23 protein-coding genes and 1 tRNA gene are annotated in these 23,542 nt (G+C 72.6%); 18 read left to right on the forward strand and 6 right to left on the reverse strand.

All coding sequences use genetic code 11. The features are described 5' to 3' along the window. Positions 1 to 49: 49 nt before the first annotated feature. The 6 genes from CXR44_RS18785 (at position 50) to CXR44_RS18810 (ending at position 6,188) form a co-directional block, all read left to right on the forward strand. A complete protein-coding gene (locus CXR44_RS18785; protein ID WP_101787391.1) occupies positions 50 to 1,462 on the forward strand; it encodes a dihydrolipoyl dehydrogenase family protein in 1,413 nt (470 codons plus the stop codon). Positions 1,463 to 1,579: 117 nt separating this feature from the next. After that, on the forward strand, positions 1,580 to 2,113 hold the full coding sequence (locus CXR44_RS18790; protein ID WP_101787392.1) for a hypothetical protein: 534 nt from the start codon (positions 1,580 to 1,582) through the stop codon (positions 2,111 to 2,113). 28 nt (positions 2,114 to 2,141) lie between these two features. Beyond that, entirely contained in the window at positions 2,142 to 3,158 is a 1,017-nt protein-coding gene (locus CXR44_RS18795; RefSeq protein ID WP_180903549.1) for a hypothetical protein, read from the forward strand. 22 nt (positions 3,159 to 3,180) lie between these two features. Next, positions 3,181 to 4,515, forward strand: a complete 1,335-nt coding sequence (locus CXR44_RS18800) for a Dyp-type peroxidase (protein ID WP_101787393.1) — start codon at positions 3,181 to 3,183, stop codon at positions 4,513 to 4,515. Positions 4,516 to 4,582: 67 nt separating this feature from the next. Further along, a complete protein-coding gene (locus CXR44_RS18805; protein WP_101787394.1) occupies positions 4,583 to 5,473 on the forward strand; it encodes a bile acid:sodium symporter in 891 nt (296 codons plus the stop codon). Between the two features lie 166 nt (positions 5,474 to 5,639). Next, positions 5,640 to 6,188 (forward strand): Pycsar system effector family protein, encoded by a 549-nt coding sequence (locus tag CXR44_RS18810; RefSeq protein ID WP_101787395.1) that lies wholly within the window; start codon positions 5,640 to 5,642, stop codon positions 6,186 to 6,188. A gap of 320 nt (positions 6,189 to 6,508) precedes the next feature. Here the strand turns inward: CXR44_RS18810 and CXR44_RS18815 are convergent, their stop codons facing one another. Next, a complete protein-coding gene (locus tag CXR44_RS18815) occupies positions 6,509 to 7,657 on the reverse strand; it encodes an FAD-dependent monooxygenase (protein ID WP_101787396.1) in 1,149 nt (382 codons plus the stop codon). Positions 7,658 to 7,722: 65 nt separating this feature from the next. Here CXR44_RS18815 and CXR44_RS18820 point away from each other — a divergent pair, with 65 nt between their 5' ends. Beyond that, entirely contained in the window at positions 7,723 to 8,481 is a 759-nt protein-coding gene (locus CXR44_RS18820; RefSeq protein ID WP_101787397.1) for a TetR/AcrR family transcriptional regulator, read from the forward strand. Positions 8,482 to 8,536: 55 nt separating this feature from the next. Here the strand turns inward: CXR44_RS18820 and CXR44_RS18825 are convergent, their stop codons facing one another. Further along, positions 8,537 to 9,445, reverse strand: coding sequence for a LysR family transcriptional regulator (locus CXR44_RS18825; protein ID WP_101787398.1), 909 nt, complete (start codon positions 9,443 to 9,445; stop codon positions 8,537 to 8,539). A 71-nt stretch (positions 9,446 to 9,516) separates the two neighbouring features. Here CXR44_RS18825 and CXR44_RS18830 point away from each other — a divergent pair, with 71 nt between their 5' ends. From CXR44_RS18830 to CXR44_RS18855, 6 genes are all read left to right on the forward strand, one after another. Then, positions 9,517 to 10,461 carry a Rossmann-fold NAD(P)-binding domain-containing protein gene (locus tag CXR44_RS18830; protein WP_101787399.1) on the forward strand — a complete coding sequence of 315 codons (945 nt, stop codon included), beginning with the start codon at positions 9,517 to 9,519 and terminating at the stop codon, positions 10,459 to 10,461. Continuing rightward, entirely contained in the window at positions 10,462 to 11,352 is an 891-nt protein-coding gene (locus tag CXR44_RS18835; protein ID WP_101787400.1) for an aldo/keto reductase, read from the forward strand. A 70-nt stretch (positions 11,353 to 11,422) separates the two neighbouring features. After that, positions 11,423 to 12,049: a hypothetical protein gene (locus CXR44_RS18840; RefSeq protein WP_101787401.1), complete on the forward strand. Its 627-nt coding sequence runs from the start codon at positions 11,423 to 11,425 to the stop codon at positions 12,047 to 12,049. 70 nt (positions 12,050 to 12,119) lie between these two features. Beyond that, positions 12,120 to 12,800, forward strand: a complete 681-nt coding sequence (locus tag CXR44_RS18845) for a permease prefix domain 1-containing protein (RefSeq protein WP_101787402.1) — start codon at positions 12,120 to 12,122, stop codon at positions 12,798 to 12,800. A gap of 48 nt (positions 12,801 to 12,848) precedes the next feature. Continuing rightward, positions 12,849 to 13,700 (forward strand): hypothetical protein, encoded by an 852-nt coding sequence (locus CXR44_RS18850; RefSeq protein ID WP_101787403.1) that lies wholly within the window; start codon positions 12,849 to 12,851, stop codon positions 13,698 to 13,700. Between the two features lie 110 nt (positions 13,701 to 13,810). Beyond that, a complete protein-coding gene (locus CXR44_RS18855) occupies positions 13,811 to 14,857 on the forward strand; it encodes a sigma-70 family RNA polymerase sigma factor (RefSeq protein ID WP_219601893.1) in 1,047 nt (348 codons plus the stop codon). A gap of 109 nt (positions 14,858 to 14,966) precedes the next feature. On the opposite strand, the gene CXR44_RS18860 is transcribed toward CXR44_RS18855, so the two are convergent. Beyond that, the gene (locus CXR44_RS18860; RefSeq protein WP_101787404.1) at positions 14,967 to 16,400 is read right to left on the reverse strand and encodes a glycoside hydrolase family 43 protein; all 1,434 of its coding nucleotides are present in this window, start codon (positions 16,398 to 16,400) and stop codon (positions 14,967 to 14,969) included. Beyond that, the gene (locus CXR44_RS41705) at positions 16,397 to 16,522 is read right to left on the reverse strand and encodes a hypothetical protein (RefSeq protein WP_281260284.1); all 126 of its coding nucleotides are present in this window, start codon (positions 16,520 to 16,522) and stop codon (positions 16,397 to 16,399) included. The genes CXR44_RS18860 and CXR44_RS41705 overlap by 4 nt, the downstream gene beginning before the upstream one ends. A 236-nt stretch (positions 16,523 to 16,758) precedes the next feature. On the opposite strand from CXR44_RS41705, the gene CXR44_RS18865 reads away from it, so the two are divergent. From CXR44_RS18865 to CXR44_RS18875, 3 genes are all read left to right on the forward strand, one after another. After that, entirely contained in the window at positions 16,759 to 17,769 is a 1,011-nt protein-coding gene (locus CXR44_RS18865; RefSeq protein WP_101787405.1) for a zinc-dependent alcohol dehydrogenase, read from the forward strand. A 37-nt stretch (positions 17,770 to 17,806) separates the two neighbouring features. Next, on the forward strand, positions 17,807 to 18,652 hold the full coding sequence (locus tag CXR44_RS18870; protein WP_101787406.1) for an NUDIX hydrolase: 846 nt from the start codon (positions 17,807 to 17,809) through the stop codon (positions 18,650 to 18,652). 136 nt (positions 18,653 to 18,788) lie between these two features. Further along, a tRNA-Ser gene (locus tag CXR44_RS18875) sits at positions 18,789 to 18,875 on the forward strand. A 1-nt stretch (position 18,876) separates the two neighbouring features. Here CXR44_RS18875 and CXR44_RS18880 read toward each other — a convergent pair. After that, complete coding sequence (locus CXR44_RS18880) at positions 18,877 to 21,096, reverse strand: MinD/ParA family ATP-binding protein (RefSeq protein WP_425437438.1); 2,220 nt, start codon at positions 21,094 to 21,096, stop codon at positions 18,877 to 18,879. A gap of 113 nt (positions 21,097 to 21,209) precedes the next feature. Here CXR44_RS18880 and CXR44_RS18890 point away from each other — a divergent pair, with 113 nt between their 5' ends. Continuing rightward, positions 21,210 to 22,166 carry an NAD(P)H-quinone oxidoreductase gene (locus tag CXR44_RS18890; protein ID WP_101787408.1) on the forward strand — a complete coding sequence of 319 codons (957 nt, stop codon included), beginning with the start codon at positions 21,210 to 21,212 and terminating at the stop codon, positions 22,164 to 22,166. Positions 22,167 to 22,171: 5 nt separating this feature from the next. Further along, entirely contained in the window at positions 22,172 to 22,687 is a 516-nt protein-coding gene (locus CXR44_RS18895) for a bacterial proteasome activator family protein (protein WP_101787409.1), read from the forward strand. A gap of 6 nt (positions 22,688 to 22,693) precedes the next feature. Here the strand turns inward: CXR44_RS18895 and CXR44_RS18900 are convergent, their stop codons facing one another. Next, on the reverse strand, positions 22,694 to 23,500 hold the full coding sequence (locus CXR44_RS18900) for an HAD family hydrolase (protein WP_101787410.1): 807 nt from the start codon (positions 23,498 to 23,500) through the stop codon (positions 22,694 to 22,696). Positions 23,501 to 23,542: the final 42 nt, after the last annotated feature.

Genomic DNA, 23,542 nt, shown 5'->3' on the forward strand with positions numbered 1-23,542 from the left:
TCGGGTAGCCGCTCACCACCTTCGTCACGCCTCACCCACAGGACCGGACATGATCGATGTCCTTGTCATCGGCGCCGGACCGGCAGGCGCCTTCGCGGCCCATCGCGCCGCGGGCCTCGGCGCTCGCACCGCTCTGGTGGCCCGCGAGGAGTTCGGCGGAATGGCCGCCAACGACGGCCCCGTGCCGGTCCGCACCCTCGCCCACGCGGCCCGGCTGTTGCGGGAGGCCCGCCAGCTCGACCGCTACGGCATCGCGGCGGACGGGTTCCGCCTGGACTATCCGCGGCTTCTCGACCGGGTGGACGAGGTCGTCCACGACATCCGGACGCACTCGGCTCTGCGTGACCGCATCGACGGCCTCGGCGTGCAGGTCCATGAGCATGCCGGAACGACCCGGTTCGTCGATCCGTACACGGTCGAGACCAGTCGTGGGCTGCGACTCCAGGCCACGAAGATCATCCTGTGCACGGGAGGCGTCAGCCGGCCACTCGTCGTGCCGGGGGCCGAGCTGACCCACACCCACAGCGATGCCTGGACGCTGCGCGAGGTCCCTCCGTCCATGCTGGTGATCGGCGGGGGCGCGACGGGACTGCAGGTGGCCTCCGTCTTCACCGCCTTCGGCTCACGCGTCCAGCTCTTCCAGACCGGGCCCCGCATCCTCCCGTCGGAGGACGCCGACGTCTCCGCGGCGGTGACGGCGGCGTTCCGTGAGCACGGCATGGTGGTGCGGGACGAGCTCGACGCGGTCCGGTCCTTCGAGAAAGCGCCTGACGGCGTGCGCATGCGTTTCATCCAGAACGGCACGCTTGACAGCGCCGAGGCGGCCCTGGCCATCGTGGCCATCGGCTGGTCCGCTGACACGGCGGGACTCGACCTTCCCGCGGCCGGCGTCGAGACCGACGAACGCGGATTCGTGCGCGTCGACGCCTACCAGCGGACCTCCGTCCCGCACGTCTTCGCCGCAGGCGACGTCACCGGCCGGCTCATGCTGGTTCCGCAGGCGGCCCAGTCCGGGTTCGTGGCGGCGACGAACGCGGTACGGGGCCCGGAACTTCCGCTGTGGGACCAGATCAGCCCCGTCGGCAGCTTCACCGATCCCGAGTACGCCGGGGTGGGCCTGACCGAGACGCAGGCTCGCCAGGAGCACGACGTGATCGCGGCGACCGTCCGGCTCGATGCCGCCGCGCGTCCCATCATCGACGGCCGGACCACCGGATTCTGCAAGCTCGTCGTCGACCGGGCCTCCCAGCGGATCCTCGGCTGCCACGTCGTGGGCGAGCGGGCCGTGGAGACGACCCAGCTGGCCGCCGTGGCGATGGCGGCTCGCATGCCGGTCCGGGAACTCGCCCGTATTCCCCTCTCGTTTCCCACGTACTCCGCGATCGTGGGTCGCGCCGCGTACGTCGCCCTCTGCCACCTGAGCCCGGACGCGGACGGATCTCCGTACGAGCCGCCCTGCTGACGTCCTGCGATCCGCGGCCGGGCACGGGCTGTCTCTCGGCGCCGCATCGTGGGACAATGGCCCGAGTCAGGCCGCTTCAGTCTCCCCCCTCGACCAGGACGATGGAGAGGGACGGCCATGGAGATCAAGCCGCAGGCGGTCGTCATCCCGAAGGAGACCGACCAGCTGGAGCAGGGCAAGTACGGCCCCGTCTACCCGCGAACCCCTGCGTGTTACGGCTTCACCATCATCGCGGGCGTCAAGCCCGGCCGGGCGGACGCCATGCGGGAGTACGGCTACACGCTCGCCAGGGCGCTGGAAGGCGATCCGTACCTCCTCGCGCCGCTCAAGCTGCACTACCTGCGCTGGGTGCTCTTCGACGACGACACACGCTTCATGTACCAGGGGATCTTCGACACCGATTTCGACAAGTACACCGAGGACGCCATCGCCCTGTTCAGCAAGGCGGGGGTGAGTACGGCCTTCGAGAACCTCGAAGGTTTCCCCGAGGACTGGAGGACCAACCCCGAGGCGTTCATCAGGTTCGTCCGCGAGCACCACTGCCCGAGCTTCATCGAGTACGGCGAGTACCCGTACGTCACCGCGGACGAGATCAAGAAGGCCCTCCGGATCAAGAGCTCCCTGTCGGAGATGCTCGACCAACTGCAGTGACACCCGCCGACGCCATCCGGAGGACGAGATGAGCGATTTCAGAACGGCGCGCACCTACAACCAGAACCACGTGCCGCGCCCGTACACGCCCGGCCGGCGGCGGTTGAGCATCTACGTCGCCTGGAGCTATCCCGCCGAGGCGGGCATGGACGTGGCCCAACTGGACAACCGGTTCTCCACGATGACCGAGGTGCGCCGCGTGACCTGGCCGGCGTACGAGGACCCGAAATGGTCCGATCCGCTGCGCTTCCAGCAGGGCATCGCGGGCGGGCTGGAACTGTTCTTCTGGGGCTGGCTGCCTTTCCAGCAGTTCGTCCAGGAGGCCACCGGACACCCCGTGCCGGTGTATCAGCGCGTCGACCAGGCCGGATTCCACACGCCCCTGGACGAGAGGGTGCTGGCCGACACCGACACCGTGTTCGTGTGGGGACTGGACCACATGATCACCGGTCAGGACGCCACGCCCGGCGAGATCGAGGCGGTGCGCGACTTCCTCACCCGCGAAGGCGCCTGCCTGGCCCTGGGGCCGCATCACGACGTCGGCGCATCGGACGACATGGCGGTGCGCGACATGGAGTATCGCCACCACGGTGACGCGCTGGTGCCCCGCCAGCAACGCTTCGGCAGGTACACCCGATCACTGATGGCAGGTCTGGGGGTGCCCGTGGAGAACCGCTACGGGCTCCGTCCGGCGGTGACGGACGGGAACAGGAGCGCTCCGCTGTCCATCGCCCGCGACCTGGACACCAAGGGCTGGCTGGAAGGGGTCTCCAGCTTCAACTTCCACATGCACCTGCCCCACTACGCCGTGACCACCGACGACCCGGACGTCGTCCACGTGCTGGGCAGGCAGCCGATCGACATGTCGAGGCCACACCCGTTCACCGAGGCCGGGAACACCGAGTTCAACATGTTCCTGTGGATGCCGCCCGGCGGCGACCGGGCCGGTGATGTGATCTTCGCCGACACCACGATCTTCAGCTCGCTGTTCGGCGTCGACGAGAGCCTGCGCGTCTTCTGGAACAACATCGTCTCGGCGAAGTAGCGAGCAAGGAGGCGGGACCACGGTGAGTGAGCACACCCTCGTCAAGCTTGAGCTCGACGACATCCAGCGCGGGGTCCTCAGCCCGCGGCCGACGCCGTACGCCGCGACGTACATCCTGTTCCGGATCGACGACCGCCACCACGGGCGGGAGCTGATGCGCCGCGTCAGCGCCGTGGTGACCTCGGCCGCCGACACGGTGAGCCCGCTCGGCGAGACATGGGTCAGCGTCGCGCTCACCTACCACGGGCTCAAGGCTCTGGGGGTTCCGCAGGAGTCGCTGGACACCTTCGCGTGGGAGTTCCGGCAGGGCATGGCCGCCCGGGCCAACGTGCTCGGCGACGTCGGCGAGAGCAGTCCGGCCCACTGGGAGCCCCCGCTCGGCACACCCGACGTCCATGTGGTGCTGGTGGCGCTGGCACCCGACAGCACGCGGCTGGAGGCCGCCGTCGAGCGCGCCCGACCGGCCTACGACGCCCTGCCCGGCGTGACGGCGATCTGGCGGCAGAACTGCCACGCGCTGCCCACCGAGACCGAACCGTTCGGCTTCCGCGACGGCATCAGCCACCCGGCCGTCGAGGGCAGCGGCATCGCCGGGTCCAACAAGCTGGAGACGCCGCTCAAGGCAGGCGAATTCGTGCTCGGCTACCCTGACGAGCTCGGCGGCGTCCAGACCCTGCGGCCCGAGCTGCTCGGACGCAACGGCACCTACGTGGTCTTCCGCAAGCTCCACCAGCGTGTCGCCCTGTTCCGGCGTTACCTGAGGGACAACGCCTCGGGGCCCGAAGACGAGGAACTCCTGTCAGCGAAGATCATGGGCCGCTGGCGCAGCGGCGCGCCGCTGGCGCTCTGCCCGCTGCACGACGACCCCGACCTGGGCGCCGACCCGTACCGCAACAACACCTTCCTGTTCCAGGAGGACGATCCGGCCGGCTTCGCCACTCCGGGCGGCAGCCACGTCCGCCGGGGGAACCCGCGGGACGCGGCGGTGGCGGGGGTGGCGAGACTGCACAGGATGATCAGGCGGGGCACCGCGTACGGCCCGCTGCTGCCCGAGGGCGTCATGGAGGACGACGGCGCCGACCGTGGGCTGATGTTCGCCTTCGTCGGAGCGCACCTGGGGCGGCAGTTCGAGTTCGTCCAGTCGGAATGGATGAACAGCGGCGTCTTCTTCGGCGCGGACGACGCCAGGGATCCCGTCGTCGGCTCCGCCGACGGCTCCGGCGACTTCACCATTCCCCGGCGTCCGGTACGGCGCCGCCTGCTCGCGCTGCCGCGGTTCGTCGTCACGCGCGGCGGCGAATACTGCTTCATGCCAGGACTGACCGCGCTGCGCTGGCTCGGCGACCTCGAAGGCTGAGCGCGGCCCGGCCGGACTGTGCCTGGCCGACGCTCGACACCCTCTGGCACGACGACCGGGGATTCACATGGGCACGCTGCAGTCGCTGTTCAACGCCGTCACCGTCATCTTCATCGCGGCCACCATGTTCACCGCCGGCCTCGGAGCGACGCTGCCGTCCCTGCGCGCCGTCCTCTCGAACGTCCCGCTGCTGGTCCTGGTCCTCCTGGCCAACCTGGTGGTCGTCCCGCTCCTCGCCTGGGGCATCGCCGCGCTGTTCGCCCTGCCCGAGGCGGCGTTCATCGCGCTGCTCCTGACGGCGTCCTCGCCCGGCGGGCCGTTCGGAGCGAAACTCGGCATGGTCCAGAACGGCGACGTGGTCGCGGGTGCGGCGGTCCAGGTGCTGCTGGCCGCCATCGGCAGCATCACCTTCGGTCCGACGGTGAACGTCATCCTCGAGGCGGCGGACGTGGGAGGCGAGGTCTCGCTCGACGTCGCGACGCTGGTGCTCACCGTGGCGGTCCTGCAGCTCGTACCCTTCGCCGTCGGACTGGTCGTCCGGCACTACGCGCCGTCCGCCGCTCAGTCGTGGCATCCCGTGGCCGCCGCGGTGTCGAACGTGACGTTCCTCGCCGTGCTGGCGGGCATGCTCGTCGGCAACTGGCGTGACGTCGTCGCGCTGATCGGCTCACGCAGCCTGCTCGCGGGCTTCCTGTTCGCCGTCATCGCCTTCGCTCTCGGCACGGCGCTGGCCACCGGACCGTGGGAGCGCCGCACCACCATGGGCGGGATCGCGGCCGTACGCAACGCGGGACCGGCACTCGCCGCGATCGGCCTCGCCTTCGGCAACGAACCGGCCATCCTGGGCGCGCTCGCGGCCGTCCTGCTGAGCGGTCTGGCCGCGGCCGTGTCCATCGCGGCGGTGCTGAGCCATCGCCGCCGGCAAAAACCCGCCCCGGGGAGGGTTCGTAACCGGTAACGACACCTTCCCGACACGCGTGTCCGGGCATCAACCCCCCAGTCCGCTTCGCCGACGAGCACAACCGAAGATCTTCGCCGTTCAGACCATCGGCGCTCGACCTGCCGGCCGTCTCACCTGCCGGCGTCAACCCCGTCCACGACCCCGCGGAAAGAGCCTGCCCGCCATGAACCACGATCCAGCAGCATCCGACGCCCCATCCGAAGACGACATCGGCCGGCCCCACGCGCCCATGTCCCCGTTCCTCAGGGACCGGCTCGACGCCGCCACCACCGCGGCCCGCGCGGAACTGGTCAGCGCGAGCGAGCGAAGAGCAGGACTCCTGCTGTCCTGGGCGGGTGTCGCCTATGGCGTGGTCGTCACCCTCGTCCTCACCGGCCCGGCGCGGTTCCCGGGCCTCGGGCGCTTCGGCGTCATCGCGGCGCTGATCCTGCTGTCGGCGGCGGTGACGCTCATCCTCATCACCATCCGCCCGCTCTCCGCCGACCGCGGCGGACCCAGGATTCTCGCTTATGCCAAGGCGGCCACGCCTGAGAGTCTGATCGAGCAGATGAACGCCGACACAAAGGACTACGACCTCTACCTGGCGACCAGCGCCCTGGAGATCGCCCGGGTGGCGAGCGTCAAGAACCGTAATCTCCGGTGGTCCGTCGACCTGATCGTGACGGGCATCACCGTCATGACCGTCATGGTCTTCCTGGAGCGCCTGATCTGAAACGATCGCCGGCGGTTCGGCGGGCATTCCGAACGTTGGCCTCCTCCCAGTCCCGGCCGTTTTGTCGGACCGGGCTGCCAGACGAGCCAGGGGTACAGGGGTGCGTGCATGGCGGTGACCTTAACCGCTGTGGCCGACATCCTCGCCGTGTCCATGGCGGGCCTTCTGGCAGCACGCGCTCCCTGTGCTCGGCGCAGGTGACTTCTGACCGGTGAGGCCTTTGCCGTCCGGGTCGAGGGCTTCCACGGGGCAGACGTCCGGAAGCTTCCGAAGCGCCCGCGCACGTACGGACGGAACGGGCGAGAGTCCTGGGGAGCGCGTCAGGCGTGCCACATGGCGGCGAGTTGCCGGGTGGCGAGTCGGCTGGGTATCGCGCGCAGCAGGGCGTCGCGCAGCCACGCGGCGGCGCCGGTCTTCGAAATGAGCCGCGACTGCCGGGACGAGGCCAGCATCAGGCGGCTGGTACGGGGGCGGCGCTCGGCGTCGTAGCGGCGCAGCCGCTCCACGACATCGCCCGGGGTGGCGTCGGCCAGGTGGCGGGTCAGCGCGGCCGCGTCCTCGAACGCCTGGCTGGCGCCCTGGCCGAGATCGGGGGTCATGGCGTGCGCGGCGTCGCCGAGCAGCGCGATCCGGCCGATCGCGAACGACGGCAGCGGCTCGGCCAGGCAGGCGATCGGGTCGACGTAGATGTCGGCGAGCGGGGTGGCCTCGATCAGCGTGCGGACCGCGGGGTGCCAGTCGGTCATCACGGACAGCACCTCCCGGCGCGCCTCCTCGGCCGCGGGCGGCGCGCCGTGCAGCGCGGAGTCGGTGAACCAGTACAGAACGGTCTCGTCGACGGGGAACAGGCCGAACATCGCCCCGGTGCGCCGGTCGACCATGATGCCGGCCAGCAGCTCGGTCACGTCGAGGCCCGCGGGCTTGGGCAGCATGCCGCGCAGGTCGAGGCGGCCGACCCGCCGCAACCCGGGGTGCTGGGGGAACAGCTGGGCGCGCAGCCTGCTGCCGATGCCGTCGGCCACGACCACGGCGTCGGCCCGGGTGGACGGCCCGTCGGCGCCGATCACTGTCACCCCGGTGTCGTCTGGCTCCAGCCGCTGAACGGGCGTCGCGGTGTGCACCAGCTCGGCGGGCAGCGGGGCACGCAGCGCCCGGTGCAGCTCGGCCCGGCTCACGGTCACCGCCGTGCCGATCTGCGCCTGCGCCTGGACGGCGTCGGTGACCAGCAGCGGCCGTCCGCGCCAGTCCCGGAGCCCGCCGGTGACGGCGGGCATGGCCGTGCCGCTGATGCAGTCGCCCAGCCCCAGCTCGCGCAGGGCACGTGCGCCGTTGGGCATGACGACGACGGCGGTGCCTGCCTCCCGGAGCTCGGCGCCGCGTTCGTACAGCGTCACCTCGTGACCCCGGCGGTGCAGCCCGACCGCGGCCGACACCCCGCCCAAGCCGGCACCTACCACTGCGACCCGCATGGCGCTCCTCGATCCCACGTACCACTACGATCGTTCTACTACGGAAACTGTCTTACCATGGTCGCGTGCCACCCACCAACCCAGGCCGTCGCCGGGCCCTGGCCGATGCCGCCATAGATCTGCTCGCGGCCTCCGGAGTGCACGGCGTGACCCACCGTGCGGTCGAGAAGACCGCCGGGCTCCCACAGGGGACGGCCTCCAACTACTTCCGCAGCCGGGAGGCGCTGCTGGTGGCCGCCGCGGAGCGCATCGTCGAGCTGCATCGCGCCGACACGGAACGGGCCGCCCAGGGCCACGAGCCCGCCGCGGACCGCGCCGCCGCCCCTCCGCCGCACTCCGCAGGACAGGGCGCCGGCGCTCCTGAGCACTCCACCGGGCAGATCGCCGGCGAGCCGGCGGCCTTCGGCCGGCAGCTCGTCGACCTGCTGGCCGAATCACTGTTCGGCGCGGCAACCGCTTTCCGCAACCGCTACCTGGCGATCTTCGAGCTCCAGATGGAGGCCGTACGGCGGCCGGCGCTGGCCGCCGCTCTCGCCGGCCTGCAGGACGCCTCGACGCGGTTCACCGCCGGGCAGCACGCCCAGCTCGGTTTCCCCACTCCCGCGGAGGCGATCCCCGCCCTGATCGCCCTCTACGGCGGTGCGCTGTTCACGCTGGTCACCGCCCCGCCGGGAAGCATCACCAGGGAGGTCGTCCGCGGCGTCGCCCATGCCATCGTGCACGGCGCGCTGGCCGGCCCGGACGGCGCGCCCCGGGGAGGGCCGGAACCCGCGTCCCACGGAGGGCCCGACTCCGCGCCTCGTCGAGGGCCGGACGGCCGCTGACGGCCCGGCGCTCCCGGCCGACGCCGGTCACCTGGCCGGGTTCCCTCCGTCGATGTCACCCCTCGGCGGCGGCCGTCGTCGCGAGGAGGGCGTCGACCAGGGCGTCGACGAGAGGCTGCGGGTGACGCCGGTTCGCGGTGGCGATGCCGATGTAGCGGGTGGGGCGCGGCGGGTGCAGCGGTATGACGGCGACGCCGGTGGTCGTCGGGTCCAGGGCGACCCGGGGGATCAGCGACACGCTGACGCCGGCGGCGACGAGCGCCTGGGCGAAGAAGTAGTCGCTCGTCTGGCCCGCGAACACCGGCTCGAATCCGGCGCGGGCGGCGTAGCGCCGCAGGTAGTCCTCGGTCTTCGTGCAGCCGAGCACCCAGCGCTCGCCGGCCAGGTCGGCCAGGTCGAGGGCGGGGCGGTCGGCCAGCCGGTGCCGCCTGGGCAGGACGACCGACATGGGGTCGTCCATCAACGGCGTCCACGTGATGCCGGACCTCTCGCCGGGCGGGAGAGGCAGCGGGCCGTCGAAGTGGTAGGCGATGGCCAGGTCCGCCTGACCGGTGCGGACCAGCGGGAGGCCGGCCTCCGGTTCCCGTTCGAGGACGTTGATCTCCACCTCGGGGTGTTCGGCGGCGAACGGGGCGAGCGCGCGGGGCAGGATGTGACGTCCGCCGCTGCCGAACGTGGCGATCGTCAGCCTGCTGCGACCCGCCGTGATCCGGTCGATCCGCTCCTGGGCGTGGTGGAGTTCGGCGAAGACGGCCTCGGCCGCGTCGAGGAGGAGCCGGCCGGGCTCGGTGAGCAACACCCCCCGGGTGCTCCGCTCGACGACGGGGGCGCCGATCGACCGCTCCAGGGCGGCGATCTGCTGGGAGACCGCCGACGGCGTGAACAGCAGCGCGTCGGCCGCCTTGCTGAAGCTTCCGTGCGCGGCCACCTCGCGCAGGATGCGCAGCCGCCTGACGTCGATCAACAGTTTTCCTAACATCCCGCTTAGCAAGTCAGCACTTCTGCTGATGACGGTAGCCGGGCAGGCTCGTTGCCGTGAAGGACATCTGCGTCATCGGCGGCAACCGTTACTTCGGGCTCCGCCTGGTCGAACTGCTGCGCGACTCGGGTGCCCGGGTCACGGTCGTCAACCGCGGTTCGGGACCGCCGCCTGCGGGGGTCACACGGCTCGTCGCCGACCGCGGCGACGAGGCGGCACTCGCCGCCGCGCTGGCGGGCCGCGCGTTCGACGTGGTGATCGACCAGGTCTGCTACACGCCGCACCACGCCACGATCGCCCGCCGGGTGTTCGGCGGCCGTACGGCGCGGTACGTGATGACCTCCACCATCGAGGTGTACGACCCGGCCACCTCGACGGGGATCGAGGCCGCGGGGGCGCCGGTCACCGAGGAGTCCATCGACGCGGCCTCCTGGCCGGTGCGGGCCGACCTGCCGTGGGCCGACCCGCGGCGTGTGGCGGGCGTCCTGGGCGAGGCCGCCTCCTACGCCGAGGGCAAGCGGCAGGCCGAGGCGGTGCTCGCCCGGGACAGCCCGTTCGCGTTCGCCGCCGTGCGCAGCGCGCACGTCCTCGGTGTGGCCGCCAGGGACTTCACCGGGCGGCTGGAGCACTACGTCGAACGGATTCTGGCCGGGCGGCCGGTCGCCGTCCACCGGGACCGGTTCCCGACCTCGTTCACGAACGACCTGGAGATCGCCGATCTGCTGGCCTGGGCGGCGGGCGCGGAGTTCACCGGCGCCGTGAACGCCTCCTCCCACGGCGAGCTCGACGTGACCGCGCTGTGCGACCTCGTCGCGGCGGGGACGGGGCGGACGCCCGACTACCGGGTGGTCGACGGAGGGCAGGCGTCACCGTTCTCCTTCGACCGCTACTACGCCATGGACAACGGCCGGGCCGAACGGCTCGGGTTCGGTTTCTCCACGACCGCGCACTGGCTGCCGGAGGCCATCGCCGCGGCGGTCCGCCTGCGGAAGGACATGTGAATGCGTACTCGTCGAATCGGCTCCGTCGAGGTCGGCGCGGTCGGGCTGGGCGCCATGCCGCTGTCCATCGAGGGCCGGCCCGACCGGGCGCGGGCCGTCGCCACGATCCACGCCGCCCTGGACGCCGGGGTGACCCTGATCGACACCGCAGACTCCTATCACTGGCACGCCGGCGAGCGCGGCCACAACGAGGAGCTGATCGCCCGGGCGCTGGCCGGCCGCGGCGGCGACACGGGCGACGTCCTGGTCGCCACCAAGGGCGGACGGGGCCGGCCCGGCGACGGTTCCTGGACCGTGAACGGCACGCCCGGACATCTCCGCCGCGCCTGCGAGGGCTCACTCGCCCGGCTCGGCGTGGAGTCCATCGGCCTCTACCAGCTCCACAAGCCCGATCCCGCGGTGCCGTGGGCCGAGTCCGTCGGGGCGCTGCGCACGCTCCTGGACGAAGGCAAGATCCGCATGGCCGGTCTGTCCAACGTGACCGCCGCGCAGATCAGCGAGGCGTACGAGATCCTCGGTGACGGGCTCGTCTCGGTGCAGAACCGCTACTCGCCGATGGTCCGGGACAGCGACCCGGAGATCGAGCTGTGCCGGCGGCTGGGCCTCGCGTTCCTGCCGTGGAGCCCGCTGGGCGGCATCTCGCGCAGCTCGCTCGACGGCCCGTCCGCGCCGGACCCGCCCCGGACGGCGTTCCACGCCGTCGCCGCCGAACGCGGGGTGAGCCCGCAACGCGTCTGCCTGGCCTGGCTGCTCGCCCGTTCGCCGGTGATCGTACCGATCCCGGGCGCCAGCCGGCCCGAGTCCGTCCGTGACTCGGCCGCGGCGGCCGACCTCACGCTCAGCGGGGACGAACTGGCCCGGCTGCCCGGCACGACCGACGGTACGGCCTGACGGTCGCTCACTGACGCCATCCAATAAGTAGGCTATCTACATGTAGATAGCCTACTTATTGGGCCTCCCGATGACCCCGTCCTCCCGCGATCTCGTCGTCTGGCTGCACGTCGTCTCCTCCGTGGGCTGGATGAGCCAGGCGCTGGCCCTGCTGGCCCTGACCTTCCACGGCTGGGTCGCCGGCGACCGCGGCGCCTACGAGATGGCGGAACTGCTCGACAACCACGTGCTGCTCCACCTGGCCAACACGTCGATCCTGACCGGGATCATGTTGTCGGCGATGACCAGGTGGGGCTTCTTCCGGCACTGGTGGGTGCTGATCAAGTTCGTCATCACGCTGACCCAGCTCCACGTGGCCATCCTGCTGCTCGGCCCGAGGCTGACCGACCTGGCCGAGGGCCGGCGCGAGTCCGACCCCGCCCTGCTCGTCGCCACGCTGCTGATGGCCCTCGCCATCGCCTTCCAGGCCTGGCTGTCGGTGGCGAAGCCGTGGAAGCGCACGTCGTGGGCGCGAGCACGGCTCGACGTCCCCCCGCCGCCCCGGTGGGCCGTCGCGCTCACGCTGACGGCTCCCGTGCTGGACTACCTGCTCGCCGAGGTCGTGTTCGGGCACCCGGCCCCGCTGTTCGCCGCGCTCACCGCGGTCGGGTACCCCGTCCGGCGCGGGGTCAGGCTCGCGCGGCGCGTCCCGGCATAGGGGTCGGCGGCGCCGTGGATCAGGGAACTCCCGGATCCGCGGCGGGACGCCGCTTCCTACACTGAGGGCCATGCGGATCGACGACTACGTCGGCGAGCTGGACCGCGCCCTGACCGGTCCGCGCGGCGCCAAGCGCGACCTGGTCGTCGAGGCGCGCGACGGCCTGGTGGACGCCGCCGACGCCCTGGAGGCGGGCGGGCTCGACCGTGCCGAGGCCGAACGGCTGGCGGTGGCCGAGTTCGGCTCCCTGGACCAGGTCGCCCCCGGCTACCAGGCCGAACTGGCGATCACGGCCGGGCGGCGGCTCGGCCTGCTCCTGTTTGTCGGCATACCGGTCACGGTCCTCATGTGGTCGGCGATCTGGCGCTTCTACCCGGTGGACCGGAGCGCCTGGACCGGGCAGCCGGCCTCGTCCGCGACGCTCTCCCGGGCCCTGGACGTCATCCAGCTCCTCACGGCCCTGTACGGCGGGCTGGCGGTGCTCGCGCTCGGCCGGGGCGCCCGGTGGATCCGCAGGCAGCAGGCGGTGACCAGGTCGCTGGGGGTGGTGGTGTTGATGTTGCTGCCTGCGACCGGGCTCATGTCCCTCGCCCTCTCCCGGGACACGGACGCCCTCCCGGGCTTCCCGCCCGCCACGGTGGCCGGGGTGGTCACGCTGGCCTTGTGGGCCGTACAGGTCTTCAGCGCCACCCGCTGCCTCCTGACCGCCCGGCACGTACGGTCCCGGGCCACCGGGCCCTGGACCACCTGATTCGCCGACATCGTCCCGGGATCGCCGGCTCCCTGACAAGATCGCGTCATGGTGCGCCTCATCGTGACACTTCTGGCGGTGACGCTCGTCCTCGGCGGCGACCGTTTCGTGGTCTGGCCGCTCGTGTTCGCCAGGCAGTCCGCGCAGGCCGCTCTCACCTGGCGCACCAGCGGCGCCGCGGAGATCTGGAGCAAGGGGTTCGTCCCGGTCGAGGAACTGAGCGCGATGCCGCCGGAGGTGCTCGCGCAGATCCGGCAGGATGACGAGTACGGCTGGGTCGTGGCCGGCCCGCTCCCCGCTGCGCCGGCCGAAGCGCAGGTCCGCTGGGACGACGGGTCCACGATGCGGGTCCCGGTGATCGGGGCGCGGGAGGCGCTGCGCGAACTGTCGCCCTGGCCCGAGAATTACACCTTCCCCGACGACGAGGCGTACCACCTGACCGGAGCCGCCTTCACGACGATGCGGCTCAGGACCGTGCGCGGCATGGCGGAGGTGCCGGCCTGGCGGCTGTACTTCTCGAACCTGCCCGGTCCGATCGATCACGTCGCGGTCGACCGGGAGAAGCTCGGCACCGTCGCGGACGCCGTCGGCGACCATCCCGGCTCGGGCGTCTCGGACTTCACGGTGATCGACGACCGCACGCTGCTCGTGCGCTACGGCTACGGCTCCTGCGGCGGCCGGCCGCGCGTGCTGGTGGGCGAGCATCCCGACGTGGTGGTCCTGGGGCTCCGCTTCTCCGCCGGCGGCGGCAACGGCATATGCCTGGGAGTCGGCCTGTCCGGCCACGACGTCGTCAGGCTCGACACGCCGCTGGGCGATCGCGTGGTGCTGGACGCGGCCACGAGGCTCCCCGTCCTCTGCGGCCGCATGGCGGACGCGTGCCGCTCCGGGGACGGATGAGGTCGCGGGCGTCTGCCGCTCCGGGGACGGGTGACGGCGCGGGCGTGGGCCGGTCCGCGGCGGCCCGTGGGGGCGGCTTTCTGTCGGTGGTGTGGGGCAGGATCGGGGGTGTGACTGTTTCGACGTCCGTACGGGCGGTGACCGGCCCGGGTGAGGGCAGCGACCTGGCGTTGGCCCGCGAAGGGGACGGGGCGGCGTTCGGGCGGCTGGTGGATCCGCTGCGGCGCGAGTTGCACGCGCACTGCTACCGCATGCTGGGCTCCTCCCACGACGCCGACGACGCGTTGCAGGAGGCGCTGCTGCGGGCGTGGCGCGGGCTCGGGAGGTTCGCGGAGCGCGGGTCGCTGCGGTCGTGGCTCTACACCGTGGCCACGCGCACCTGCCTCGACCTCGTCGAGGCCCGGGGCCGGCGGGCGCTGCCCGTGGATCTCGGGCCGTCGAGCGAGCGGGCCGTCGTGGGTGACGCGCCGCTCGCCGAGGTGTCGTGGCTCGGGCCGTACGACGACGCCGGGCTCGGTTCCGGCCCGGCGGCGCCGGAGGCGCGATACGAGCAGCGGGAGGCGGTCGAGCTGGCCTTCGTCGCCGCGTTGCAGCACCTGCCGGGCAACCAGCGGGCGGCCTTGCTGCTGTTCGAGGTGCTCGGGTTCGCCGCCGCCGAGATCGCCGTGATGATGGACACCTCCACCGCGTCCGTCAACTCCGCGCTGGCGCGGGCGCGGAGGCTCGTCGCCGAACGGGTGCCGTCCCGCAGTCAGCAGCGGGCGTTGCGCGAGCTGGGTGACGCCCGGCTGCGTGAGGTCGTCACGGGGTTCGCGACCGCGCTCGAGCGTGGCGACGCCGACGCGCTCGTGGCGCTGCTGACCGAGGACGTCACCTGGTCGATGCCGCCGCTGCCGCACTGGTACCACGGCATCGGGCCGGTGACGGACTTCGCCACCCGGGTGCCGCTGACGACGTGCGGCTCGTGGCGGCACCTGCCGGTGCGGGCGAACGGCCAGCCCGCCGTGGCCTGCTACCTCTGGGACGAGGCGGCCGGCGCCCACGTGAGCTGGTCGGTCAACGTGCTGACGATGCGCGGTGAGCTGGTCTGCGAGGTGACGTCCTTCGTCGGGGCGGAGCATGTGGCGCTGTTCGGGCTGCCGGCCGCGCTGCCCTGACGCCCCGGTGCCCTCGGCGGCCGTGGAAGGGGCCGCCGGCGGCACAGGTGTGCCGTGGGGCGCGCCTGGCCGCCTGGGCGTCCGTCGGATTGGGGTGGTCTTCCTGCCGTCAGCGGTCCTGGTCGGCGTCCACCGCGAAGAACTCGAAGTCCGCGTGGCCCGCCGGCGCGTCCCCGAGGGCGGCGGCGTACACGCCGAGCACCGCGCCCACCCACCGGCCGGGGGTGGCCTGGAACGGCTCGCCGATCTCACGCGGGCCGTCGCCGGTGTCGACGAGGAACGTGACGACGGCGCCCGCGCCGATCCGCGCGCCGAGGGTGACCGATGCTCCCTCGCCGACGGGCACGGGCGGCGCGTCCCCGCACACCACGACCGGCCCGTCCGGCGTGGCCTCCACGGCCACGTCGGCGCAGGTGTGCCCGAGCACGGTCAGCCCGGCCCGGCCGGTGCCGTGCAGGGTGACCCGCGTGGTGACCACGCAGGGGTCGCCGGGCAGTCGCTGGCCGAGGACCGCCGGGCGTTCGCGCAGGTCGGCGGGGCCGGGCACGCACGCGAGGCGGAGCCGGCCGCCGTCCAGCGCCCACCAGGCGGGGTCCGGACGGGCCTGCCAGCTCCACTGCGGCCCGAGCGCCGGCCCGTCGAAGTCGTCGGAGGCCGCCGGCGCGGCCGGCGCGCCGCCGGGCACCGGCACGGGCCCGCCCGGCACCGGTTCGCCCCTGTCGCCCATGACCGGCCAGCCGTCCTCCCACGTCATCGGCTGCAGGTGGACGACCCGCCCGTACGGGCCGCGGTCCTGGAAGTGCATGAACCAGTGCTCGCCGGACGGCGTGTCCACCCAGCCGCCCTGGTGCGGGCCGTTGACGTCGGTGCCGCCCTGCTCCAGCACGATGCGGTCCTCGTACGGACCGAAGATCGAGCGGGACCTGAAGACCGACTGCCAGCCGAACTCCACGCCGCCCGCCGGGGCGAAGATCCAGTAGTGGCCGTCGTGCTTGTAGAGTTTCGGCCCCTCCAGCGTGCGGTAGCCGGGCAGCAGGTCGGCGTCCACGATGAGCGTGCCGTCGTCGAGGACCTGGCGCGCGTCGGGTGACATGCGGTGCAGGGTGAGCCGGTTGTTCACCCCGGCGCGGCTTTTGGCCCAGGCGTGCACCAGGTACGCCTGACCGTCGTCGTCCCACAGCGGGCACGGGTCGATGAGGCCGCGGCCGGGCTTGACGACGTGCGGCGAGGTCCACGGGCCGCGCGGGTCGGTGGCGCTGACCACGCAGATGCCCACGTCCGGGTCGCCGTAGAAGATCCAGAACCGGCCGTCGTGGTGGCGCAGCGACGGCGCCCACACGCCGCAGCCGGGCCGCACGTCGTCGTACCCCGTGGTCACGGCATGGCCGATGATCGTCCAGTTGACGAGGTCGCGGGAGTGCAGGATCGGCAGGCCGGGGACCTTGGTGAAGGTGGACACGGTCAGGTAGAAGTCGTCCCCCACGCGGATCACGTCGGGGTCGGACCAGTCGGCGTTGAGCACCGGGTTGCGGTAGGAGGTCATCCCCGCACCGCCCCGCGGGACAGCCCTCGCACGAGATGGCGCTGGACGAAGGCGGGGCCGATCGCGGGCGGGGCGGCCGCGACGCCGTTCTCGCCGGGGTGGTAGGCAGGGCCCACGGGCACGGTGATGTCTCCTGGTCGTTGACGGACACGGATGGTTCCGGACACTGCTGCAACCGGTTGCAGGAAGCCTCGCATCAGCCCGGACGCGACGTCAATGGCCCGACCGGCCCGGTCGCCCGGGACAGCCCGACCGGCCGGCGCATGACGGACGACCGCCGCAGCCGGGACCTTCGGCCCTGCTCCGCCCGGTTCGCCGCCGCGAGACTCGGTGACGAACCCGAAGGAGAGTGGAAGACATGCGCGCAGCCGTCGTGACCGCGTTCGACAAGCCCCTCGAGATCCAGGACCTGCCCGTGCCCGAGCCGGGCCCCGACCAGGTTCTCGTCCGCATCGAAGCCAGCGGCCTGTGCCACACCGACATCCACGCCGCCCGCGGCGACTGGCCGGTCAAGCCGGCGCCGCCGTTCACGCCCGGCCATGAGGGCGTCGGCATCGTCGAGAAGGTGGGCTCCGCGGTGACCGGCCGCACGGTCGGCGAGCGGGTGGCCATCCCGTGGCTCGGCTACGCCTGCGGCACCTGCTCCTACTGCGTCAGCGGCCGCGAGACGCTCTGCGAGGCGCAGCTCAACACCGGCTACGCGCTCGACGGCGGCCACGCCGAGTACGCCGTGGCCCACGCCGCCTACGTGGTGCCCGTGCCGGAGGGCATCACGCCCGCCGAGGCCGCGCCCCTGACCTGCGCCGGGGTGACCACGTACAAGGCCGTCAAGGTCTCCGGCGTGCGGCCCGCCGAGCGCGCCGCGATCTTCGGGATCGGCGGGCTCGGGCACCTGGCCCAGCAGTACGCGCAGATCTTCGGCGCCGAGACCGTCGCCGTCGACATCACCGAGGACAAGTTGCGGCTCGCCCGCGACCTGGGCGCCGCCCACACCGTCAACGCCGCCACCGGCGACCCGGTCGCCGAGATCCAGGCCCTCGGCGGGGCCGACGTGGCGATCGTCCTCGCGGCCAGCCCGCGCGTCCTGGAACAGGCCCACGCCTCGCTGCGGCGCGGCGGCCGGCTGGTGCTGGTCTCCCTGCCCAAGGACAACGCGATGCGCCTGCCCGTCTTCGAGACCGTGCTGGGCGGCATCTCCGTCATCGGCTCCATCGTCGGCACCCGCGCCGACCTGGCCGAGGTCTTCCAGCTGCACGCCGCCGGCCGCACCAGGGTCAGCTACGAGACGCGCAAGCTGGAGGAGATCAACCAGTCGTTCGAGGAGATCCTGTCCAGCGAGGTGACGGCCCGCCTGGTCTTCGAGCTCTGACCGGCCCGCCGGCGGAAAGGCTGCGAGAATCGAAGGCATGGCTGCGAAGGACGGCGACGGCTGGGCGGAGTGCGGGCGCGGGCACCGGCACTGGGGCATCCACGGGGCCTCCGGCCTGCTGGTGGTCCACCACGACGATGCGGGCGTCCCGTACGTGCTGATGCAGAAACGCGCCGAGTGGAGCCACCACGGCGGCACGTGGGGGTTGCGCGGCGGGGCGCGCGACAGCCACGAGGACGCCGTCGCCTCCGCGCTGCGCGAGGCGCACGAGGAGGCAGCGCTGCCCGGCGACGAGCTGCGCGTCCGCGGCGTCTACGTGGACGACCACGGCGGCTGGACGTTCGAGACGGTGATCGCCGAAGCGCCCGCCCTGCTGGCCGTCGCCCCCGCCAACGGCGAGAGCGACGAGCTGCGCTGGCTGCCGCTGCCGGAGGTGACCGGGATGCTGCTGCACCCGGGGTTCGCCGAGACGTGGGGCACGATCGAGCCGCAGCTCGCCCCCGAGACGCTGGTGCTGGACGTGGCCAACATCGTCGGCGCCCGCGCCGAGCACGGCTGGTGGCACGACCGGGAGGCGGCCGCCGCCCGGCTGCTGCGCGACGTGGCGGGGCTGCGGCTGGAGCACCCGGTGCTCGCCCAGTGGTATCCGCGGATCGTCGCCGTCGTGGAGGGCGCCGCCCGGCAGGTGGCCGACGTGCCCGGCATCCAGGTGGTGGCCGCGACGGGGAGCGGCGACGACGCGATCACCGAGGTCGTCCGGCGGGCCAGGCCGTGGGAGCGGGTGCTGGTGGTCACCGCCGACCGGGGCCTCAAGCAGCGCGTCACCGAGCTGGGCGCCACCACGGCCGGGCCGCGCTGGCTGCTCGCCCAGCTCAGCGCGTGACGACCGGCGACGCCAGGGACACCGGTGCGCCGCGGAGATACGCATCCGCGCGCCGGCCGTCCTGCCCGTCATGGGCCCGGCTCACCGCTTCGGCGTACCCCCGCGCCACCGCAGCCGCTATGGTGGTGTGCGCACTGGAGGGTTCGCATAGTGGACGAGTGCAGCCGCCTTGAAAGCGGCCAGGTCAGCGATGGCCTCGTGGGTTCGAATCCCACACCCTCCGCTCACTCCCGCTCGCGGCCTCCGGCGAAGCCACCGGCCGCGCTGCCCGCGTAGCCGTCCGGGGCGCCCGCGAAACCGTCGCCGACCGAGGCGGCCAGCTGCAGATAGGCGTCCCTGGTGGCCTCCTGCAGCCGGTCGAGGTCGATCTCGGCGCCCTCCTCCAGATGCGGGTCGTACGGCACCCGCACCACCGCCCGGCACCTGGCCGCGAAGTGGGCCTCCAGCTTGCCGATGTCCACCGCCGACTTCGAGCGCGGCCGGACGCTGCACAGCACCACGGTCGCGTCCTTGACGAGGTGGCCGTAGTGGTGGGCCTCCAGCCAGTCGAGCGTCGCCGAGGCGGCCCGCGCGCCGTCCACCGACGGGGAGCTGACCAGCACGAGCTGGTCGGCCAGGCCGAGCACCCCGCCCATGGCGGAGTGGAGCAGGCCGGTGCCGCAGTCGGTGATGCAGATGGAGTAGAAGTTCTCCAGCACCTGGGACACGGCCTGGTAGTCGGCGCCGCTGAACGCCTCCGACACCGACGGGTCGCGGTCGGAGGCGAGCACCTCCAGCCGTGACGGCGCCTGCGAGGTGAACGCCCTGATGTCGACGTATCTCTTGACCTGGTCACGCTCGTTCAGCAGGTCACGGACGGTCGCCGAGGTCTCCAGGTGCAGCTTGTCGGACAGGGTGCCCCGGTCGGGGTTGGCGTCGATCGCGATGACCCGGTCACCGCGCATCTGGGCCAGGGTCGCGCCGAGGCCGACCGTGGTCGTGGTCTTGCCGACGCCGCCCTTGAGGCTGAGGACGGCCACGCGGTGGTGACCGGTCGCGACGGGGGTGCGGGCACGGGCGATCAGCTCGCGGCGGCGGCGCACCTCCGGCGGCTCGCCGGGCTTGATCCAGCCGCCGGACGCCTTGTAGACCAGCCGGCGCCAACCCTTGGAGGGGGCGTTGCGGCGGCCGCGCAGCAGCGTGTCGGGGTCGAGGCTGTCGGCGGTGGGCCCGCCGGTGGCGGGCGGGCGGGGCGAGGTGCCGAACATGGGCACCGGCGCGGGCCGCCGCGGCCGCTCGCGCGCGGGCGCCTCCGGCCGCTCGACCGGGGCCGCGGGCCGCGCGTCGGCGGCTCCCTGGGCGGCGGCCCCTGAGCCGGTCGACTCCGGGGAGGCCGGGCGCGGGCCGGCGGCTCCGGAACCGGTCGGGCCCGCGGGCAGCGTGCCGGTGGAACCGGGACCGGTCGGGCCCGCGGGCAGCGTGTCTCCGAACCCCGGACCGGTCGAACCGGCGGGCAGCGTCTCACCGAACCCGGGACCGGTCGAACCGGCGGGCACCGTGTCACCGAACCCCGGACCGGTCGTGCCGTCACCGACGGGCTGCGACACGTCGGCCGCACGGCCCCGCGGCTCCTCGTCCAGCCGCCGCGCACCGGCGCCCCACGCCGGCTCGTCGTTCAGGCGCAGCGCGAAGGGGTCGTGCGCAGGCTCGTCCCCGGCACGCCCCTCGAACGCGGTGCGCCCCGGCTCGTCATCGCCGCCCCTGCCGAACGCCGTACGCTCCGGCTCGTCACCGTGGCGCCCGCCGAATGCCGTACGCCCGGCCTCGTCATCGCCGCGCTCCCCGAACGCTGTGCGCCCCGGCTCGTCGGCGGGGCGCTCGTCGGGGCGGCCGGGCAGCGGCTCGCCGGCGGGGCGTGGGTCGTCGAGGGCCGACGGGGACGCCGGCCATCCCGGCGGCTCGGGCCAGGCCGCGTCCTCTCCCGGCCGGTCGAGCCGCGGCATCGTCTCGTCGCCGGAGAGCGTCTCGGCCCCGGAGAAGGACGACAGCGCGTACGGGTCGGTGTCGCCGGGCCGGGGCAGCGGCTTGAGCGGCGTGAGGAACGGGTCGCCGGCCTCTCGCGCCTCGTCCGGGCCAGGACCGGCGGGCGCCGCCAGGGCCGGGTCCTCCTTGGTGGCCGTCCCCAGCCACTCGGCGGCCTCGCTCTCCCCGGGGGGCAGTTCCTCGGCGGCGTGCGGGCCGTACACGGAGTCGACGGCGGCGCGGAACAGCGGCGGGGTCGGCGTGTCACCCTGCAGGGCCGCGACCGACGCCCAGGGGTCCTCGGGGTACGGCGAGGAGACCGGCTCGTCCGCGGTCGCGGCCGCCGGTGAGCCGACCTTCAGCGGAGCGCCTTCGGTCTCCTTGATCGCGTCAAGCCAGGCCAGCTGCTCCTCGAGCGATTCTTCGCGATCCTGTCGTGCCACCGTGTTCCCCCTCGGGTGGGTCTAAAGGGGCAGCAAATATCTTGCAGGGTAACGGCATGTGTTCTCTTGAACGCAGTCAACCCACAACTTCTTTGCCCAGCTACCGTGGTTGCATGCGAGCGATCGACATCACCTCCCCCGGCGGCCCCGAGGCGCTGGAGTGGCGTGAGGTGCCGGATCCGCGTCCCGAGCAGGGCGAGGTCGTCGTCGAGGTGGCCGCGGCCGGGGTGAACCGGGCAGACGTCCACCAGCGGCGCGGCCGGTACGACCCACCGCCCGGCGCGCCGGCGTACCCCGGCCTGGAGGTCTCCGGCGTGGTGGCGGAGGTCGGCGACGGCGTCGAGGGGTTCGAGCCGGGCGACCGGGTGTGCGCCCTGCTGGCGGGCGGCGGCTACGCCGAGCGGGTGGCCGTGCCGTGGCAGCAGCTGATGCCGGTGCCCGACGGCGTCTCCCTGGTGCGGGCGGCGGCGCTGCCCGAGGTGGCGTGCACGGTGTGGTCCAACGTGTTCATGCTGGCGCGGCTGCGCCGGGGCGAGACGCTGCTGGTGCACGGCGGGGCGAGCGGCATCGGCACGTTCGCGGTCCAGCTCGCCAAGGCGCTCGGCTCGCGGGTGGTGACGACCGTCGGGTTGGCGGAGAAGGCCCGACGGCTGATCGAGTTGGGCGCGGACGAGGTCGTCAACTACCGTGAGGAGGACTTCGCGGACCGGCTTCGGGCCGACGTCATCCTCGACATCATCGGTGCCGGATACCTCGCGGCGAACATCCGCGCGCTCAACACCGGTGGCCGGCTGGTGATCATCGGCCTGCAGGGCGGCGCGAAGGCGGAGCTCGACCTGGGGGCGTTGCTGGCCAAGCGCGCGTCCGTCCACGGCACCACGCTGCGCGCGCGTCCGGCCGACGAGAAGGGCGCGATCGTGCGCAGCGTCGTGGACAACGTGTGGCCCCTGGTCAGCGCGGGCGCGATCCGTCCGGTGGTGTACGCGGAGGTGCCGATGGCCGAGGCCGCGGACGCGCACCGGATGCTGGATTCCGGCGACCACATCGGCAAGATCCTGCTAGTACGGTGAGACATATGAATGCTGAGGACAACAACACCTCCCACATCGTGGTGGTGGGCCCTGACTTCCAGGGCAAGGGCGACAGCGGCGACGATGAGCGGTCGGTCACCAACCTGGTCGAGCAGCCCGCCAAGGTGATGCGCATCGGCAGCATGATCAGGCAGCTTCTGGAGGAGGTCCGTGCGGCTCCCCTCGACGAGGCCAGCCGCAAGCGGCTGAAGGAGATCCACGAGTCCTCCATCAAGGAGCTTGAGGACGGCCTGGCGCCCGAGTTGGTCGACGAGCTTGAGCGGCTGTCGCTGCCGTTCACCGACGACAACGGCGCGCCGCCGAGCGACGCCGAGCTCCGCATTGCCCACGCCCAGCTCGTCGGCTGGCTCGAAGGGCTGTTCCACGGCATCCAGACCACGTTGTTCGCGCAGCAGATGGCGGCCCGGGCCCAGCTGGAACAGATGCGCAGGGCGCTTCCCGGCGTGCCGCACGGTGACGACCAGCACCGCCCGCCGGGCGGCTCGGGCCCCTACCTGTAGGGCGGGTCAGCCGAAGAGCTCCTCCAGCACCCGGGCGACCCCGTCGTCGTTGTTGGCCGCAGTCACGTGATCGACGGCGGCCAGCACGTCGGGGTGGGCGTTCGCGACCGCGTACGACGTTCCAGCCCAACTCAGCATGGGCAGGTCGTTGGGCATGTCCCCGAACGCCACCACGTGTGAGGGCTTGATCTGGTTCCGCTCGGCCAGCACGGCGAGGGCCGTGGCCTTGGTGACGCCGTGCGCGCTCATCTCGATCAGCCCTCTGCCGCTGGAGTGGGTGGCGGTCACGAGATGGCCGACGAGGTCGTGCACGGTGGCGTGCAGGCTGTCGGGGTCCATCTCGGGGTGCAGGGCGAGCAGCTTGGCGCAGGGCCGCGAGGTCAGCGTGCCCGCGCCGACGCGCAGCCCGCCCACGGCCCTGCTGTCCCAGCCCCCGAGGGGGAAATCGGACTCATGCGCAAATCCCCCCTCATACTCGACCGAAAAAGCGAGGTCGGGGACGTTCGCTCTTAGCTGAGCGACGACTTCTGACAGGACGTCAGGGGCGATAAGCCGCGATTCGACTATCCTTTCGGTATGTAGATCGTAGATCAACGCTCCGTTAGCACAGATGGCCAAACCCCTGTGCCGGGTGGCGTCGGCCACACCGCTCATCCAGCGCGGCGGGCGGCCGGTCACGAAGACGAGCATGGATCCCGCCTCCTCGACCTTGGCGAACGCCGCGGCCGTGCGGGGAGAGACGGTTCCGTCGGTGCGCAGGGCGGTTCCGTCGAGGTCAGTGGCCACCAGGCGGGGCGGGCGAAGGCTCTGCATAACACGTTCCAGTTTGCCTGGTCATGCGGCCGGCCAGAAATC

It is taken from the genome of Nonomuraea indica (assembly GCF_002850745.1).
Classification (GTDB): domain Bacteria; phylum Actinomycetota; class Actinomycetes; order Streptosporangiales; family Streptosporangiaceae; genus Nonomuraea; species Nonomuraea indica.